Origin of the sequence: Methylobacterium sp. V23, from assembly GCF_002917135.1 — a bacterium.
Classification (GTDB): Bacteria; Pseudomonadota; Alphaproteobacteria; order Rhizobiales; family Beijerinckiaceae; genus Methylobacterium.
This window is the reverse complement of sequence record NZ_PDHT01000024.1, coordinates 1-16,345: the sequence shown is the minus strand read 5'-3', so window position 1 is coordinate 16,345 and position 16,345 is coordinate 1. Positions and strand designations below refer to the sequence as shown.

At 62.7% G+C, this 16,345-nt stretch carries 13 protein-coding genes and 1 pseudogene; 6 read left to right on the top strand and 8 right to left on the bottom strand.

What is annotated here, in order from left to right:
- Positions 1 to 48 precede the first annotated feature (48 nt).
- Complete coding sequence (locus tag CRT23_RS19970; RefSeq protein ID WP_103711477.1) at positions 49 to 984, bottom strand: LysR family transcriptional regulator; 936 nt, start codon at positions 982 to 984, stop codon at positions 49 to 51.
- A gap of 107 nt (positions 985 to 1,091) precedes the next feature.
- Here CRT23_RS19970 and CRT23_RS19965 point away from each other — a divergent pair, with 107 nt between their 5' ends.
- The 4 genes from CRT23_RS19965 to CRT23_RS19950 all read left to right on the top strand — a co-directional run bounded on the left by CRT23_RS19965 (position 1,092) and on the right by CRT23_RS19950 (position 3,935).
- Entirely contained in the window at positions 1,092 to 1,850 is a 759-nt protein-coding gene (locus CRT23_RS19965; protein ID WP_103711409.1) for an SDR family oxidoreductase, read from the top strand.
- A 35-nt stretch (positions 1,851 to 1,885) separates the two neighbouring features.
- The gene (locus CRT23_RS19960; RefSeq protein ID WP_103711407.1) at positions 1,886 to 2,488 is read left to right on the top strand and encodes an NAD(P)-binding domain-containing protein; all 603 of its coding nucleotides are present in this window, start codon (positions 1,886 to 1,888) and stop codon (positions 2,486 to 2,488) included.
- A 103-nt stretch (positions 2,489 to 2,591) separates the two neighbouring features.
- Complete coding sequence (locus tag CRT23_RS19955; RefSeq protein ID WP_103711405.1) at positions 2,592 to 3,428, top strand: alpha/beta hydrolase; 837 nt, start codon at positions 2,592 to 2,594, stop codon at positions 3,426 to 3,428.
- Between the two features lie 111 nt (positions 3,429 to 3,539).
- Positions 3,540 to 3,935, top strand: coding sequence for a limonene-1,2-epoxide hydrolase family protein (locus CRT23_RS19950; RefSeq protein ID WP_103711403.1), 396 nt, complete (start codon positions 3,540 to 3,542; stop codon positions 3,933 to 3,935).
- A 726-nt stretch (positions 3,936 to 4,661) separates the two neighbouring features.
- Here the strand turns inward: CRT23_RS19950 and CRT23_RS19945 are convergent.
- The 7 genes from CRT23_RS19945 to CRT23_RS19910 form a co-directional block, all read right to left on the bottom strand.
- A complete protein-coding gene (locus CRT23_RS19945) occupies positions 4,662 to 7,070 on the bottom strand; it encodes an EAL domain-containing protein (protein ID WP_245436408.1) in 2,409 nt (802 codons plus the stop codon).
- A gap of 1 nt (position 7,071) precedes the next feature.
- Positions 7,072 to 8,379, bottom strand: a complete 1,308-nt coding sequence (locus CRT23_RS19940; protein WP_245436423.1) for a cytochrome P450 — start codon at positions 8,377 to 8,379, stop codon at positions 7,072 to 7,074.
- Between the two features lie 1,065 nt (positions 8,380 to 9,444).
- Positions 9,445 to 10,674: a DUF3829 domain-containing protein gene (locus CRT23_RS19930; protein ID WP_245436406.1), complete on the bottom strand. Its 1,230-nt coding sequence runs from the start codon at positions 10,672 to 10,674 to the stop codon at positions 9,445 to 9,447.
- Between the two features lie 224 nt (positions 10,675 to 10,898).
- Entirely contained in the window at positions 10,899 to 11,531 is a 633-nt protein-coding gene (locus CRT23_RS19925) for a methyltransferase domain-containing protein (protein ID WP_103711401.1), read from the bottom strand.
- Between the two features lie 191 nt (positions 11,532 to 11,722).
- Complete coding sequence (locus tag CRT23_RS19920) at positions 11,723 to 12,115, bottom strand: group III truncated hemoglobin (RefSeq protein WP_103711399.1); 393 nt, start codon at positions 12,113 to 12,115, stop codon at positions 11,723 to 11,725.
- A 57-nt stretch (positions 12,116 to 12,172) separates the two neighbouring features.
- Positions 12,173 to 12,814 carry a 2,3-bisphosphoglycerate-dependent phosphoglycerate mutase gene (locus CRT23_RS19915; protein WP_103711397.1) on the bottom strand — a complete coding sequence of 214 codons (642 nt, stop codon included), beginning with the start codon at positions 12,812 to 12,814 and terminating at the stop codon, positions 12,173 to 12,175.
- A 753-nt stretch (positions 12,815 to 13,567) separates the two neighbouring features.
- Positions 13,568 to 14,590 carry an IS110 family transposase gene (locus tag CRT23_RS19910; RefSeq protein ID WP_103711395.1) on the bottom strand — a complete coding sequence of 341 codons (1,023 nt, stop codon included), beginning with the start codon at positions 14,588 to 14,590 and terminating at the stop codon, positions 13,568 to 13,570.
- Between the two features lie 80 nt (positions 14,591 to 14,670).
- On the opposite strand from CRT23_RS19910, the pseudogene CRT23_RS19905 reads away from it, so the two are divergent.
- Positions 14,671 to 15,597: pseudogene (locus tag CRT23_RS19905) on the top strand (IS481 family transposase); the annotation flags it as partial.
- A gap of 264 nt (positions 15,598 to 15,861) precedes the next feature.
- Positions 15,862 to 16,345, top strand: a 484-nt coding sequence (locus CRT23_RS19900; protein WP_103711393.1) for a site-specific integrase, incomplete at its 3' end; no start/stop codon positions are given.

Genomic DNA, 16,345 nt, shown 5'->3' with positions numbered 1-16,345 from the left:
ACCCGCTCCAGCCATAAGGCAGATCAGCGGCTGGCGGACCTGAAATGATCAGAATTTGCAGAGGCCTCCCGCGAAGCGTTCAGCGAGACGCTGGTTCTCGAAAGCCTCGGTGACCCACTCTACGAACGCGCGCGTCTTGGCAGGCTGCAACGTTCGCGTGCTGTAATAGAGCGAGATCATTCCGGCATCGGCGTACCAATCTGGAAGAAGGTGGATCAGATCGCCAGTTTCCAGCGCAGGCAGCACGTCAGGTACCGCAAGCATGGTGACACCCAGCCCAAGCAGCGCTGCTTCCTGCATTGCGGCCGGGTCGTTGACGGCAAAGGATACAGGCAAGTGCCCTGGCTGTTCCTCGCCCGCAGCGTTGCGCATCGTCCATTGCTGCAGCCGGCCGGTCCGAAGTGAGCGTTGCACGATGCCCTGGAACTGCTGGAGGTCGGTCGGATCCTCGGGCAGTGTTCGACTTTCCAAGTAGGCTGGCGAAGCGACTGCAATGACATGCGCCGGCGCCAATGAATGAGCAACGAGGCCGGTCCCTAGGTCGAACCCCGCACCGATCGCGGCATCGTAGCCCTCTGTGACAAGATCAACCCGTCGGTTCTCAAAGTGCCATTCTGGGCGGATCAGAGGATAGCGCTGCAGGAAGCCTGGTAGTAGCGGCAGGATGTGCATCGTGCCGAAGGTCAGGGCCATACTGACCTTGAGGGTGCCAGTCGGCGCGCTGCCTGCGCCGCCAATCCCGGCGATTGCGGCCTGAATGCCTTCCAGGTTGTCGGTGATCGCGAGGCGGAAGGTTTCGCCGGCCTCCGTCAGACTGAGCTTGCGCGTCGAGCGGTGGAAGAGGCGAACTCCGAGGTTTCGCTCCAGCATGGCCACGTTCCGGCTGACCGCAGCCGGTGTAAGTGACAAGCGTCGAGCGGCTTCGGAGAAGCTGCCGTACTCAGCACTGCGGATGAAGGATTCCAGGTTGGCCAGGGTTTCCATCATCACGTCCTTCAAGGGATCGTTGAAAGTGTAGCAAGCCGAAACTGGCTAAACCGTGGGGACTGCCTCGGCCATATACGCTTCGTCGATCGGATAGGAGCAGTGCCATGGCCCAGGATTTGTCCCCCCTTGGAGGCAAGGTAGCCCTTGTCACCGGAGGATCACGTGGCATCGGTGCTGCCATCGTGCGCCGCTTGGCACGTGACGGCGCTGATGTGGCCTTCAGCTACGCCGCGTCGCGGGAGAGGGCCGATGAGATCGTGACCGAGCTGGAAGCCTCAGGACGCCGCGCCGTGGCTATCCGAGCGGATCAAGCAGATGCTGGCGAGGTCGCCGGCCTCGTTCGGCAGACATACGAAGCTTACGGGCGGCTCGACATCCTGGTGAATTCAGCCGGCGTCTTCGTCACCGGGATGGTGGACGATCCGGACGGTGATCGGGCCGCCTTTGACCGGCAACTGGACATCAACGTGAAGGGTGTCGCCGCTGCGGTTCGGGCTGCCGTTCCCCTGATGACAAGCGGCGGACGCATCGTCTCGATCGGTACGACAGGAGCCGTGCACGTCCCGTTCGCGGGCGCGGCGGACTACATCGCGACCAAAGCTGCCGTCGCGGCCTACACGCGGGGCTGGGCACGGGATCTCGGTCCCCGCAACATCACCGTCAATCTCGTCCAGCCGGGTGCGATCAACACCGAGATGAACCCCGAGGATGGCCCGTTTGCCGCGACGCTGAAGGGTCTCGCAGCCCTCGGCCGCTACGGCCGACCCGAAGACATCGCCGGAGCGGTCGCGTTCCTCGTCGGCCCTGATGCCGGGTATATCACCGGTGCCACGCTGAATGTCGACGGCGGGCAATCCGCCTGACTGTCCAAAGCGATCCCCTAAGCAAGGACACTCTCATGCCCTCCATCGGCATCATCGGCGCTGGCCAGATCGGGCGGGCCATTGCCAGCACCTTGGCCAAACACGGCATCCCGGCGATACTTGCCAACAGCCGTGGTCCTGAAAGCCTCGCTGACACTGTCGGAACGCTGGGCCCGACAATCAAGGCCGGAACGCGCGAGGAGGCTGCGTCGCGCGAGATCGTCTTCGTTGCGGTAAACTGGTCGAAGCTACCTGCAGCGCTCGCAGGGCTTCCAAACTTTGGCTGTCGCATCGTGATCGACGCCAACAACCCAATTGAGGCACCGCTGTTCAAGCGAGTGGATCTCGGGCGGTCTTCGTCCTCTGAAGTCCTCGCCAGGCTCGTCCCCGGCGCTCGGGTGGTAAAGGCGTTCAACCATCTCCGGCCACAGCTTCTATCGGACGATCCAACCAGCGAAGGCGGTCAACGGGTGCTCTTCTACGCAGGAGACGATACCGAAGCGAAGGCGGCGGTACACACCCTCATCGACCGACTTGGCTTCCTTGGCATCGATCTTGGTCTTCTCGCGGATGGCGGTCGTCTCATCGAGTTCCCGGGAGGACCAGTCCCGGCACTAAACCTCGTCAAGTTTGCTTGATCACGGGGCAGCCAAGCGCAGTCGCATCGTCGTCGCTCTGAAGTCGATCGGCATTATGCCCAAGATTGATTTACATCACTTAGCAAACAGCAGGAGAACATCTATGCCCTTCGCTTCCACCTCCGACGGTGTCGAGATCTTTTTCAAGGACTGGGGTCCTAGGGATGCACAGACTATCGTCTTCCATCATGGCTGGCCGCTCTCCTCTGACGACTGGGATGCGCAGATGCTGTTCTTCCTGGCAGCAGGCTTCCGCGTCGTCGCGCATGACCGGCGCGGTCACGGTCGTTCGGCGCAAGTCTCCGAAGGTCACACAATGGACGCTTATGCCGCCGACGCAGCCGCCGTCGTCCGGCACCTTGATCTGCGCGACGCGATCCATGTTGGTCATTCCACCGGCGGCGGCGAGGTGGCCCGCTATGTCGCCCGTCACGGCGGACCCGATGGGCGAGTCGCCAAGGCCGTACTTGTCAGCGCCGTGACCCCGCTCATGCTTCAGACGCCCGACAATCCGGGCGGCCTGCCTCTGTCGGTGTTCGACGGATTCCGCCAAGGGCTCGCCGCTAACCGAGCGCAGTTCTTCCTCGACGTGCCGTCGGGCCCCTTCTACGGCTTCAACCGTGAAGGCGCGACGGTGCATCAAGGTGTAATTGCGAATTGGTGGCGCCAGGGCATGATGGGAAGCGCCCAGGCGCACTACGATGGCATCGCGGCCTTCGCGGAGACGGATCAGCGCGAGGACCTGAAGGCGATTAGCGTTCCGACTCTCGTCCTGCACGGCGAGGACGACCAGATCGTACCGATCGACGCGGCAGCGCGCGAGTCGATCAAGCTCCTCCGCAACGGCACGCTGAAGACGTATCCGGGCTTCAGCCACGGCATGCTCACTGTAAACGCCGACACGCTAAACGCCGACATTCTCGCCTTCGTCCGAGGGTAGGTCTCCCGGTGCTGGCGGACCCTCGCGACGTGGTCCGCCAGCCATTATGGCGAGCTCATTCCGGGATCTAATAACGACGACCGGTGCAATTCAGGAGAAACAACCCACGCCATGACCGAGGACACCTCCGAGATCGCCCTGGTGCGTCTGTTCTTCGAGCGTATCAGTGCAGATCGCTTCGATGACGCTATCGACCTACTGGCCGAGGACGTTTTCTACCATAACATCCCGTTGCCCGAGATCACGGGGCGGGAAAACGCGCGAAGCTTCCATAAGACCTTCGGAGTCGGTAGCCGCATTCGCGTCGAATGGCAGCTGCTGCGCATTGCTCAGGATGGCGATACCGTTCTGACCGAGAGGCTCGATTTCTTCACTGGTGGGAACGGCAACCGCATAACGCTCCCAACCATGGGCAGCATGCGCGTCAACGATGGAGTAATCACGGAATGGCGCGATTACTTTGATCTGATCAGCTTCGAGCGACAGGCCGCAGCGTTGGAAGACTGATTTACCAGTCAAGGTTCAGGTGTTGGCGTACGGTGTCTCGCGTCCAGTCCGTGGGGCTCAGACTGATTCCAGGACGATGCGGGCCCGCAGCCCCACTCACAACCTATGATGATTTTAAAGAATGTGCTGCAGAATTTGTTAGGAAATTTATCTCTGTCGGATTTAGTACCAAAGAGCGCAAAACCGACGGAAGACATTCGTCCCATCCGCCCCGATGTCGACTACCGGACCGTTCTACTGACACTCTCCGCTTTCAGTCTCCGACTTGACTTGGCCGCCAGGGCAGCTGTTGACGCTTCTTACAAGCGGCTAGTCGACAGCCGTCTGTCAACCTTGGCTCGGGGTGATCGACGGAAGAGCGCTGAATGGTTGAGAGTCGTCTTTCTTCAAACAGCGCCTTTTAATTTATCAACTCCAAACCGACGATGCACTAACTTCCAATATGGATTACTGGGTGAGGATCAATCAATGCGCTGCCGACCCTGGTCGCGGTGGGATCGCACTGGTGAGTAGAGCTTGAGCTTGCGGCACAGTCTGTGCACGAATAGCGGCGCGAATGACAGGATGATCCCGGCAAAGCGGTTGGGCAGGTGCGGCATGAGGTGTCTCGGGCCAGGGACACCATTAACCGATCCATCCCGCCCGCTTCGTAACCCAATCCGTTCCTTAGCACGCCAATTGGCCAAGGTTGATTCCAGGTAGGGGGCATCTGTTCCGGCCACTATCCTATTCGGCAGCCTCTGAGTACGTGTGCGTAGGGTGGGCGATCTCCGCACGAGCGTTGAGCTTCTCTACCAGATCCGCGATCTCCGCAGCCGGCCGGGCCGCGCTGTAGAGGAAGCCCTGCGCGGTGCCGCAATTCTTTCGACCCAGAATGTGGGACTGGGCCTGCGTCTCGACTCCCTCCACGGTGACGGCCATCGAAAGGGCGTGCGCCATTGTGGTGATTGCCTCGACCACTACGAGCTTTTCTGGTCGCTCCTGCAGATCCCGGATGAACGAGCGATCGACCTTGACCTTGTCGAACTGAAAGTCGGTGAGGTAGCTCAGGCTGGAATACCCGGTTCCAAAATCGTCGAGGGCGATGCGCACACCGCGTTGGCGCAACCGTTTCAGGTTGTCCAGCACCTCGGTTTTGCGATCCAGGAGAACCGATTCGGTAATCTCGATTTCCAGACGCTCCGGCGCGATCTCCGTCCGCGCAAGGGCATCTGCGACGTCTTCGTAGAAGGTCGGACATCGCACGTGGATCGACGAGATGTTGACCGCGACCTGTAGGCCCGGCCAGGACAGCGCGTCGGCGCATGCTCGGTGTAGTGCCCAGCGGCCAATCTCAATCACGAAGCCGCTGGCCTCAGCGATGGGGATCATCTCCGCTGGGGAGATCCAGCCCTCGCCGGGCTTCTGCCAGCGCAGGAGCGCCTCGAAACCGATCACTCGCTCGCTTCTGAGGTCAACCAAGGGCTGATAGTGAAGCTGCATCTCCTCCGTGCCAAGGGCGAGGCGCATCGCTGCATCGAGATGCCTCTGGCGCACGATGCGGTCCTCCAGGCCGGCGTCGAAGCAGCACCAGCGGCCCTTGCCGGCGGCCTTGGCACTGTACAGTGCAAGGTCGGCCCGGCTGAGCAGGCTCGCTGGATCCTGGGCATCCTGCGGCGTGAAGGCGATACCCACGCTAACACCAATTTCCAGGCGTACGGAATCGACGTGGTAGGGCTGACGCAGGTCGGCGACGATACGCTCCGCTAAACGCTCGACTTCCTCCGGCCGAGGGCAATCTTGAAGAACAGCAAACTCGTCGCCCCCGAGGCGGTAAATGCAGTTCGAGTCCCCAACTATGGCGCGCAGACGCTCGGCGACGACCCGGAGCAGCCTGTCCCCGGTACCATGGCCGTAACTGTCGTTGACCGCTTTGAAGCCGTCGAGATCGAGGCACAACAGCCCAATCCGCGGCTGGCCCGTCGGACGGAGCCCGCAGGCCGCCTCGGCCGCGTTCTGAAACGCTGCGCGGTTCGGCAGGCCGGTGAGAATATCGTGACCTGCGAGATAGGCGATGCGGGCCTGGGCCTCCCGGCCGTCCGTCGCATCGGTCCCGACTCCGCGATAGCCGGTGAAATGGCTGTGTCGGTCGAAGGTGGGTTTGCCGTTCAGGGTCCACCAGCGCACGCCCATGTCTGTCCTGAGCCGGACCGACAGGTCGCTGAAGGTGGTCCGCGCCTCGAACGCCCTGAGCAAGGCCGCGCGCCCTACGTCGGTCCCGTCGGGCGCCGCGTAACCCCGGAGGAGGTCATCCAAAGTACGGTCCTGAAGCGCCCGTTGGGATAGGCCGAGCGTCGCGGCCATTCGAGCGGGCACGTGGCGTAGTCGGCCCTGCGCATCGGTTTCCCAAAGCCAGTCGCTCGCTCCGGCTTCAAAATCGTTGAGGAGCAGCCCGATCGTCTCACCCTGATTCTGGACGACGATCCGCTGCCAGATACGCTGGTACGACAGGAGGCTCATCCGCCGCACGCTGAAGAACACGAACAGCGCGTAGACGCCGAGCAGGAGCGAGACGTACCCGCCGAACGGCGCCTCGCACCCTGCCAAGCCGATGAACGCGCCGATGACAATGGGGGCGGCGAGGAGAAGCGAGACCGAGAAGATTGGCCCGACGACGTAAGCGTCCGAGATCAGGCCCGCCGTGATGGCCGCTGCGATCATGCGGAAATTCCCGGAGGACGGAGGCAGCAGCACGGCCGGCATCGTCGCCCAGGCGAGACCCAAGGCGAGAGCGAGGACCTTGCAGATCCAGAAGCCCCGCTGAATTACACGTTCGACGACTTCGCTCCTGAAGGTGTTCCGGTGGTGCCAGGTCGTCCACAGCGTCGCGACAATGATGAGGGACACCGCAACGCAGAGACATCCGAGATAGAGCCGTGAGGCGTCGTCCCAGAACATGTAGGCAAGGGCGAACACCACCACCACGTGGGTGATCGCCGAGTAACTTGCGAGCTGCAGCGTCTCGTTGAGGAGTTCTGCGCGGGTCTCGCTCCGTTGCCGGTGCTCCAGGGGGGATACTCCCTCGCCGGCGGGGCGGTCCACATTCGCCATCGGCGAGGCGGGATCGGGCCGGAAGCGGCGCCGAAACGACAGCATTTCAGCCCTCCCGACGGGTGAGGTGCATCGGCATGCCCCCGTGCGGACGCAGCGTAACGCGGAACCGCGCCGTTGGCATCGTCGGCGCGGCCGGACGCAAGCGAAAGGCTGGCAGCAGGGTCGCGAGCACGACGAGGCACTCGGTCATTGCCATCCCCATGCCGATGCACACCCGGGGGCCGGCGCCGAACGGCAGATAGGCGTGGCGGTCGCGAGCAGCGTGCTGCGCCGGGTCAAACCGATCCGGATCGAACACGTCCGGTCGTTCCCAGAGTCGGCGGTGCCGGTGCAGGGCGTAGATAGGCACATGCACGGATCGTCCCGCCGGGATTGGCGTATCCCCGAGTCGGATCGCCCTCGTCGTGCGTCGCACCATAAGGGGTGCGGGCGGATACAGGCGCATCGCCTCCATGAGGACCTGCCTCGCGTAGGGCAACCGATCCGCAAGATCGGGCGCGCGAGCGATATCGAGACCGGCGGCTGCGATCTCCGCGAGCACCCGGCGTTCGACGCCGGGATGGTCGGCGAGCAGCCGAAAGGTCCAGGTCAAGGCCAAGGCCGTCGTCTCGTGACCAGCTGCCACAAAGGTCAGGAGGTTGTCGACGAGTTGCTCGTCTGGCATCGCCCGATCGGTCTCAGGGTGTGGGGCGGTCAGGAGCAGCCCCAAGAGATCCTGTTCGGCCCCACCCCTCGCACGCCGCGCAGCGATGAGTCCGGTGACAGCCGTCCGCAACGCGCGGGCGGCGGCGGCACCCCGACGCGCCCCGGGGTGGGGCAGCCAACCCGGCAGGCCCAGCATGACGTAAGCCATCTTCCAGTTGGTTTGGCCGAGGTAATCCTCCATGGCGGCTGCGAAGCGTGCGGCATCGAGCCCGGGCTCGCCAGAGGCCATGGTCGTAGTGATGATGTCGAAGGCCGTACGCATCATCTCCTGCGCGAGGTCAGCGGCCGGGGCCTCCCGCGGCCGCGCGAGCCATCGGTCCCGCGTGGCCTCTGCGGCGGCGGCCATCCCCGGCACGAAGGTGCGGATGTGATCTGGGCGGAACACCGGCGCCGTGGTGCGGCGCTGGCTTCGCCAGAGGGAGCCATCGGACGTCAGCAGGCCGCGCCCAAGGGCTGGTGCCAGAGCCCGCGTCATAAACGCTTCGCGTTCGAGGGAGGCTGCTTCGTCGACGAGGAGTGTGCGGATCAGGGCGGGATCGACGACAAAGTGCGTCCGCTGCCCCAGCAGTTTCGTCTCGACGATCCGCTCCGCATAGACTTCGTCGGGCCACGCATCGACCATGCTACGTAGCATGGTGAGGAGCACGTTCGGCAAGGCGCGCACATCTCGTAGGCGATCATCCGCCGACGATCTACCGACCTGGACGCGCAATTTTGAAACCGATGCCGACACGTTGAACTCACCGCCTGAACTCGGCCAGCACGCCTCAAAACAATTAAGCGGTGCTTACGTCATGATTACAAATCGCCCTTAAACACAGGAGTAAATCTCCGTAAGGAACCGTACTGATCACTCGGGTTGTAATAACCGAAACCGGTTCTGGTAAAGCGACGGAAAAATGCCGCATCCGGCTCGACGCATCGACTGCTTGCGACTTGTTCGGGGTCAACGACAGCATTAATTGAGAAGAATACCCCCAAAGTGGATCAAACACACGATAAGTGGCAAAGTGTTCACTGAAGCGTCCGCTTTGGTGCATTGCCGCCTGGAAGCGGACCGGCGGAAAGCCACCGTAAGTCGCCCTTCGGATACCGACCCAACGACGCCGTGGAAGCTTGTTGAGGCTATCCCCCCAAAGCGGACGCCGTTCAAATTGGAACTGGTACGTCTCTCGAGCGAGTTGCTCGGATGAGCGGATCCGCAGGGAGTTGCCCTATGTTCAAGACACTTACGCTCGGTGCTGGCCTGATGGCTGCCAGTCTGTTCCTGGCATCGGCTCCGGTTTCGGCTGCACCGCTTGGTGTCGCAACGATGCTAGAGACTGCGACCGCCGCGGAAAGCGTCCAGTACGGGTACGGCTATGGTGACGGTGGAGACGGGCGCCGCGGGTACGGCGATGGTTACGGACGCCGGGGTTACGGCGGCGGTCATCACTTTGGACCGCGCTTCGGCGGTCGGCACTTCGGCTATAGTCGGGGACGTGGTAACGGCTATGGGCACGATCGCGGCTATGGCCACCGCGGCTTTTACTCGAAATTGAACCTAAAGGCGCACCTCAAACCTGAGGGGCGCTGTTTGTGGTCCGCAGCCTTTTGGCCCAGACCGTAAGTGCGCAATCTACTAATCGCAGTGCGGCCGATGACGGGTATAAGAACGACCGGCGAGTCATCTGCTTGCAGCGAGCGCAGACGCGGCGACTGACGACCGAGTTCAGCCCGAGTGAGCCCGGCTCTCGTTCTTCTGACAAGCTTCGAGGTCTCGGACGGAGCGGTTGTAGGTCTCGTTGAAGCGTTGCGCCGGTTGGCTCGGATCACTCTTGGCGCGAATGTCCCGGGCGACGTCCCGGCCATGCCCAATCACGCTTGCGACCGTGTCGGTGTAGCTGGTGCAGGATGAGTTCGCCTTCGGGCTCATGCTGTCAAAGGTCGTACCAAGCTGACGGTTGGCATTCGAGACCTCGCCGAGTGCGGCTAGGAAGGGCGCGACATCGGCTTTCGGTCCCAAGGCCTCGAACCGCCGGACCGCGCGGCGCAGGGTGAGGCTGGTGGAGAGGAGGCGCCGTGCCGGCGCATCCTCCGGCAGGGCCGCCAGGCGGCGCTCATCCCGGGCGATCTCGCGCTCGAACAGGGCCGTGCCATACGCGTCCATCGCCTTGGCGGCCGCGTCGACGCGGGGGACGAGGATCGCGTGCTGCTCGCGGGCGAACTTGAAACCATCCTCTTTGAACTCGCGCGTGGTCTGATAGCGCGTGAGCGCCTTCAGGATGGGATTGACCTCACGCAGGGCTGCCAGCAGCCGGGAGGCCTGAGCATCCACCTCTGGCACGACGCCCGGCAAGGCAACGGCCTTCTCCAACTCGTCGATGACCCCATCGAAATCCACGATGCCGAAGTGGTACCAGGCGTTGGCGCCGAGCTTCGTTCCGAGCTTGAGCACCCGCTCGTTGTCGCGCCGGTAGTCGGCCAACTGCTGCTCCAGGGGATGCGACCGGACGAGGTGGTTCTGGGCCTCGGTGTAGGCATTGGCCTTTGCAAGCGCCTGAGCCTCTGGCGTCTGCGCCGACGCCAGGCGAGGCGCCGCCCGGGCTGCTCCGGGCGGCGGTGGCGGGCTCTGCAGCAGAGCCTGTGAGGCCGTGGGTGCGGCGGGAAAATCGCACTTGAAGGCGTCGATCAGGCTTTTGCGCACGGCCTCATGTGCCTGGGCGCACTGATAGGCCACGGTTGGACGGGCCGCTTCGTTGCGCAGGACCGAGTCGCGGAAGCTCTCGTGCATTGTGTTGATGCCCTGGCGAATGCCGGGGCGAGCGGCTTCCGGTACGCCAGGGCTAGCCGCGCATTGAGCGTAAGCCTCCAAGAAGGCGTCGCAACTCTCCACGCCCACCGGGGTCACCGGCGTGACCGCGCAGGCGGGCGTGGTCGCAAACCCGGCCAGGATGGCCACAACGGGGATCGCGTCACGCAGCGATCTGATCCCGAGCGTCCGTACCGGTTCTTGCATTCCCGTCCCTTTCGTTAAGCTGTTAGGCTGGGAACCATGGAAGGTCCCGCCCCTGCCAGGCCAAATATCGCCGGTTGATCGGCTTAGGTCGGCCTAAGCCTTCAGAGCATCGCGAAGCGGTGCCCGTGTCGACCGGCTTGCGCAAGCACGACGTCATGGTTCCGGCATTATGCTGCCGAGGCCCAGCCGATCACCGCTGTCAGTGGATCGCTGAAGCCGTGCTCCGGGATCACCGCGCGCATCTCGGTCCGTGCAAAGCCGGCCTCCCGGAGATAGCACTCGACCAGGTGCGCGCGCCCTACCCCATCCAAGGCGTTCCAGATCGCCACAGCCTTGGTGGGGAAGCATCGGTTCGAGAAGCTGATCACCACCGGAGCGCCCGGGCGCAACACGCGCGCGACCTCGGACAGGACCTCGACGGGCCTCTGCAGATACTGGATCGAGACGCACATCAACGCCGCATCGGTGCTTGCGCTGTCGAGGGGAAGCTCGGGCGCGGCGTTCAGGTCTTGGACGAAGTGTTGGGTCAGGCGGGGGTTCGCCGCGAGTTCCGCGGCGTTCAAGCCATGGCCGATGACATCCGCGAAGGTCCTGTCCTCCGGCAGGTGGCTAACCCAGCTGGACATTAGATCGAGAACGATCCCGCCAGCTGGAACAACGTCCCGGTAGAGGGTCCTCACCGCTGCAATGGCGTCGTCGTCGATATGCGTGACGAAGCGCGGTTGCCGGTAGAACAATGGATCGGGGGCCTCATCGCCTTTGGCGAACGCCTCAGGTGGGAAACCTGAAAACCGTTTCATGGGAGCCTCGTGCTGCCTGCCGCTATACGCTGGCCGAAGCCGATCACCGAAAGCAATCAGGCCTGAAGGCGTCATGTCTTCTGCAACGGCTACAGCAACGGATTGATCCTCGGCAAAGATGCGGCGTCCATGCAGAGCGACGGATCCGATCCCGCTCAATGCTGCCCTAAAAGCGGACTGCCGAGGTAATCTCAGCAATCGTGCTCTAGACCCTCTGGTCGGAAAAACAGGCCCGCTTTCAAGCTATCTCCGATCCGGTTCGCACGCTCGGTGAGGAGCACTGCGACGTCGGTGGAGAACACTTCCGTAGCTGTATGTTCGAACAGCGCGAGCCAGCGCGCGAAATGAGCCGGGGTCAGTTCACTCAGCCTCTGATGCTTGCCGAAGGGATTGCCCTTGTAGCGGCCAGATTTTAGAAGCACCGAGGACCAGAAATCCTGGATCACGGTGAGGTGGCGTGGCCAATCGCCATCAGGGATGACGCGGGCAAATACCGGCCCAATCAGGGGATCTCGTTGAACCTTGGCGTAAAAGGCGGCAAGAAAGGTTCGCAGTGTTTCTTCCGTAAGGCTGTCATGCTGCATTTAGGCTCAGCCAATCGCAACACGAAGCGGGGTTGTTGGACCCCCTCCTCCCGATCGTCATAGCAAAGAGGTCGCAACAACCGAGGTTTTCTCTATCACCGCCCCCGGCCCCGAGAAGTTGTAAATCAGAATCTCGCTCGTGGTGATGTTGAAGTCCATCAACGCCTCCGGGGTCATGTTCTCCAGATACATGACAATCGAGCGAAGCGAATTACCGTGGGCAACTACCAGGACGCGCTCGCCCTCCTGCACGCGAACGGCGAGCTCCTGCTCGTAGAACGGAACCGTTCTTGCTGCTGTCATGGCAAGGCTTTCACCACCTGGGGGGACAGCATCGTAGGATTTGCGCCAGAGATGGACCTGTTCCGGGCTCCACTGGTTGCGTGCCTCCGCCTTGTTCAGGCCTGACAGCTCACCGTAGTCGCGCTCATTCAAGGCACTGTCGGCTCGGATAGGGAGATCGCTCTGATCCAGCTGCTCCAGCATCAGCGTCAAGGTACGCTGCGCCCGGTCCAGCTTGCTCGTGAATGCGATGTCGAAGCGGAAGCCGAGATCCTTCAGTTTGCGTCCGGCTGCCTTCGCCTCTTCAACGCCGCGCTCCGTCAGGTCGGGATTGCGAAACCCAGAGAACAGGTTCTGCTCGTTGTCGGTGCTCTGCCCATGCCGCACGAGGACGAGCGTTCTGACTGCGGATGACATCGTTTCTCCTTGTGCCGCGCTGTCTACGCAGCTGACCGGCTAGGAGCAATGTTCTCTCGCCTGAGCGGTGCATCATCGCGGATGCCAGACCAGGAAGCACTCGAACGATGGACCGAAGAGCGAAGCTGAAATAATTAATGCCGGGCAATCAGGAAGCCGGGGCCGATGAAGGAGCAGGCGAACAGGAGCACCACGAGCAAAAGCACGAGGGTGAGCCAGCGTTTGAAGAGGCGACGACCGGATGCCAGCTCGATGACCCTCGCTGAGCGGTGACGAAGCGCTAGCAGAGACTGGGGCATCCATACGCCCGATCATGCTCGAAGACAGGTCAATGGAGGGCTCTGTCAAGGATGGTGTGCAGATGGCTAGATGTTTGATCCCAGGGTTTGATGGGGCACTCTTCACGGCGGAGTGGAGGGATGCGCTATGGGCCAGGTTCTTCACGGCAGCGCCACAACGACGGAGGCGATCCGTCGAGCGATCCAGCATAGTCATCTTTGGACGGCCCCTGCTCTGCAAGGGTAAAGTTGGGCTGATCCGACGATCGGTCGGGTGCGGTCATCTTTCCGGCCTGTTGGCGCGGCGCTGATGGCCGCTGGCCCTGATGAAGTCCGCTGACCAGGTCCGTTCAAGCGAGCGAGCGCGAAGCTCGGACTATGCTGCGGTGTGCCTGGTTTGCGGCCGCGTTCCGATCACCATCAACCCTCATGCACCCTTCCAGTCCAGAGCTGCGGGGCTACCGCAGCGATTCAGCTAAGCGTGGCTTGCCGTGCGATAGACGTCCCCACGTGCCAGCAGCGCCCACGCGATGCGTGCCGTCTTGTTGGCCATGGCCAGCGTCACGACTCGCGCCGGACGACGCTCAAGGAGGGATCGGATCCAGGCGGCCGCACCTTGGGTGCTCGTTCGCGCCCGGCGGATCACTGAGGTCGCTCCCATGACCAGCAACTTGCGTAGGTAGCGGTCTCCCATCTTGGAGATACGGCCTAGCCGCTCCTTGCCGCCCGACGAGTTTTGGCGTGGCACGAGGCCGAGGAAGGCTGCGAACTCGCGGCCCGAGCGGAAGTGGGTTGGATTGGTGACAGTGGCCACCAGGGCCGTGGCGGTGATGATCCCGACACCGGGAATGCTGGCCAGGCGCTGGCTCGCCTCGTCCTGCCGATGCCACACGAGCAGCACTCGCCCAAGTTGGTTGATCTGGGTCATGAGGGCCTCGATCTGTGCCACCATCAACAGCATCGCGGATGCTACGATCGGCGGGAGGCGCGCCTCATCAGCTGAGCGGATCTGTACCACGAGGTCGGCTAGGCGCAGCGCACCCTGCGGAGCGATGAGCCCGAACTCGGCGCAGTGGCTGCGCACGGCGTTGATGAGCATGGTGCGCTGGCGGACCAAGAGGTCTCGGCTGCGATGCAGCACCAGCACGCTCTGACGCTCTGCGTTTTTGATCGGAACGAATCGCATGGTCGGTCGTGAGACAGCTTCACAGATTGCCTGAGCGTCGGCCGCGTCGTTCTTCTGACGACGAACATAGGCCTTCACGTAGGCCGGCGGGATCAGCCGGACCTGGTGCCCGAGTGCGGACAAGGTGCGGCCCCAGTAATGCGCCGTGGCACAAGCCTCCATCCCGATGAGGCAAGGCGACAAGTCCTCGAAGAACCGGAGGACCTCCGATCGCCGAAGCTTTTTCCTGAACACGACGCACCCGCCGGCATCGACGCCGTGGACCTGGAAGACGTTCTTGGCGAGATCGAGCCCGATTGTGATGCTGCTCATTGCATAAACTCCTTGCCGAGGTGGACAGCGGCAATACCGTACCAAGCGCTGAGGCCGGGTGCAGGAGCCGTCCACCCCATCAAGCGAGCCTGAGGGCGCTCTCGAAGCGCTACGGGATCAACCCCAAGACGGTTGCCAAGTGGAAGAGGCGGACCTTGGTCGCCGACCAGCGCACGGGGCCGAAAGATCCTCGCTCGACGGTGCTGTCACCCGAGGACGAGGCGGTGGTGGTCGCCTTTCGTCGTCACACGCTCCTGCCACTCGACGACTGCCTCTACGCGCTCCAGGCCACGATCCCACACCTGACCCGCTCGTCGCTGCATCGTTGCTTGCAGCGCCACGGGATCAGCCGATTGCCGGAGGTCGACGGCGACAAGCCCAAGCGGTCGCGCTTCAAGGCCTACCCGCTCGGCTACTTCCACATCGATCTGGCTGAGGTCCACACGGCCGAAGGGCGGCTCTACCTACTCGTCGCCATCGACCGTACGACCAAGTTCGCCTTCGTCGAGTTGCACGGACGAGCGACCCGCCGGGTCGCAGGCGACTTCCTCCGGCATCTCATCGAGGCGGTGCCCTACAAGGTGCACACGGTGCTCACCGACAATGGCACCCACTTCACGACACCCGGCAACGTTGCCTCGGCTGCCTCCATCATCAAGGAGGCGATTGCCGCCGGCGAGACCTTCCGAGCCCACAGCTTCGAGTCCGCCTGCGCTCGAAACGATATCGACCATCGCCTGACCAAGCCGCGCCACCCCTGGACGAATGGGCAGGTCGAGCGAATGAACCGCACAATCAAGGACGCGACGGTCAAGCGCTACCACTATGACAGCCACGAGCAGCTCCGTGCCCATCTGGCCGACTTCGTCAGCGCCTACAACTTTGGCCGGCGCCTGAAGACCCTGCGGGGTCTCACGCCCTACGAGGCCATCTGCAAAGCATGGTCCGTCGAGCCCAGTCGCTTCAGGGCAAACCCGCTCCACCAAATGCCGGGACCAAACATCTAGCTGCGCAGAGAAGTCGGTTCGTGAATGCCCGCAGGGTGTCCGCGTCGATGGCTCGGCTTCATAGAAGCGGACTGGCAGAAGGCCTTGTGATAAATAGCCCAGCGATCGATGCTACGGCCAGAAACCTCATAAAATGTAGCTTCTATGGTGTTCGACGCTATGTCGATGATATCTCTGGGCTGAACTAAGCGGTCGCTCTTCACTCGTTCTTGAAACATCATGATTTGTCGCTGGTCCCCGCGATACATGAGGTTTCCATGAAGCATGGCCAGGGTACCGACCGAAGCAGAGTTCAAGCGGCTGGTGACAGTGGCGAGCCAGGGCAGGTATGGGCCACGCAACCGAATGACCCTCATGCTGAGCTACCTAGCCGGTCTGCGGGTGGGCGAGATAGCATCGCTTCGCTGGGGCGACCTTCTGGAAAACGAGGGGAAGGTGCGTGAACAGCTTCGGCTCAGTGCCGCCGTCACGAAGGGCGGGCACGCCCGAGTAGTGTTCCTCAGCGCTCGGCTGCGCAAGGAAGTGGAGCAGTACCGGGGTAGCCTCGCTCAGCCCCCTGCCCCACTTCATCTGGTGCTTGTCACCCAGAAGCGTTCGACGTTCAGCGCGAACACGCTGTGTCAGCTTATGAGGGGTTGGTACGACTTGGCGGGGCTGGAGGGCGGATCAAGCCACAGTGGCCGTCGATGGTTAATAACGCGGCTGGCTCACGCCGGGATCTCGCCCAAAGCGATGATGATGCTCGCTG

Excerpts from the sequence above, each read along its gene's own strand:
- CRT23_RS19970 (WP_103711477.1), bottom strand. The coding sequence starts at position 984 with ATGGAAACCCTGGCCAACCTGGAATCCTTCATCCGCAGTGCTGAGTAC.
- CRT23_RS19910 (WP_103711395.1), bottom strand. The coding sequence starts at position 14,590 with ATGAGCAGCATCACAATCGGGCTCGATCTCGCCAAGAACGTCTTCCAG.
- CRT23_RS19960 (WP_103711407.1), top strand. The coding sequence starts at position 1,886 with ATGCCCTCCATCGGCATCATCGGCGCTGGCCAGATCGGGCGGGCCATT.
- CRT23_RS19945 (WP_245436408.1), bottom strand. The coding sequence starts at position 7,070 with ATGCTGTCGTTTCGGCGCCGCTTCCGGCCCGATCCCGCCTCGCCGATG.
- CRT23_RS19965 (WP_103711409.1), top strand. The coding sequence starts at position 1,092 with ATGGCCCAGGATTTGTCCCCCCTTGGAGGCAAGGTAGCCCTTGTCACC.
- CRT23_RS19955 (WP_103711405.1), top strand. The coding sequence starts at position 2,592 with ATGCCCTTCGCTTCCACCTCCGACGGTGTCGAGATCTTTTTCAAGGAC.
- CRT23_RS19950 (WP_103711403.1), top strand. The coding sequence starts at position 3,540 with ATGACCGAGGACACCTCCGAGATCGCCCTGGTGCGTCTGTTCTTCGAG.
- CRT23_RS19915 (WP_103711397.1), bottom strand. The coding sequence starts at position 12,814 with ATGTCATCCGCAGTCAGAACGCTCGTCCTCGTGCGGCATGGGCAGAGC.
- CRT23_RS19925 (WP_103711401.1), bottom strand. The coding sequence starts at position 11,531 with ATGAAACGGTTTTCAGGTTTCCCACCTGAGGCGTTCGCCAAAGGCGAT.
- CRT23_RS19920 (WP_103711399.1), bottom strand. The coding sequence starts at position 12,115 with ATGCAGCATGACAGCCTTACGGAAGAAACACTGCGAACCTTTCTTGCC.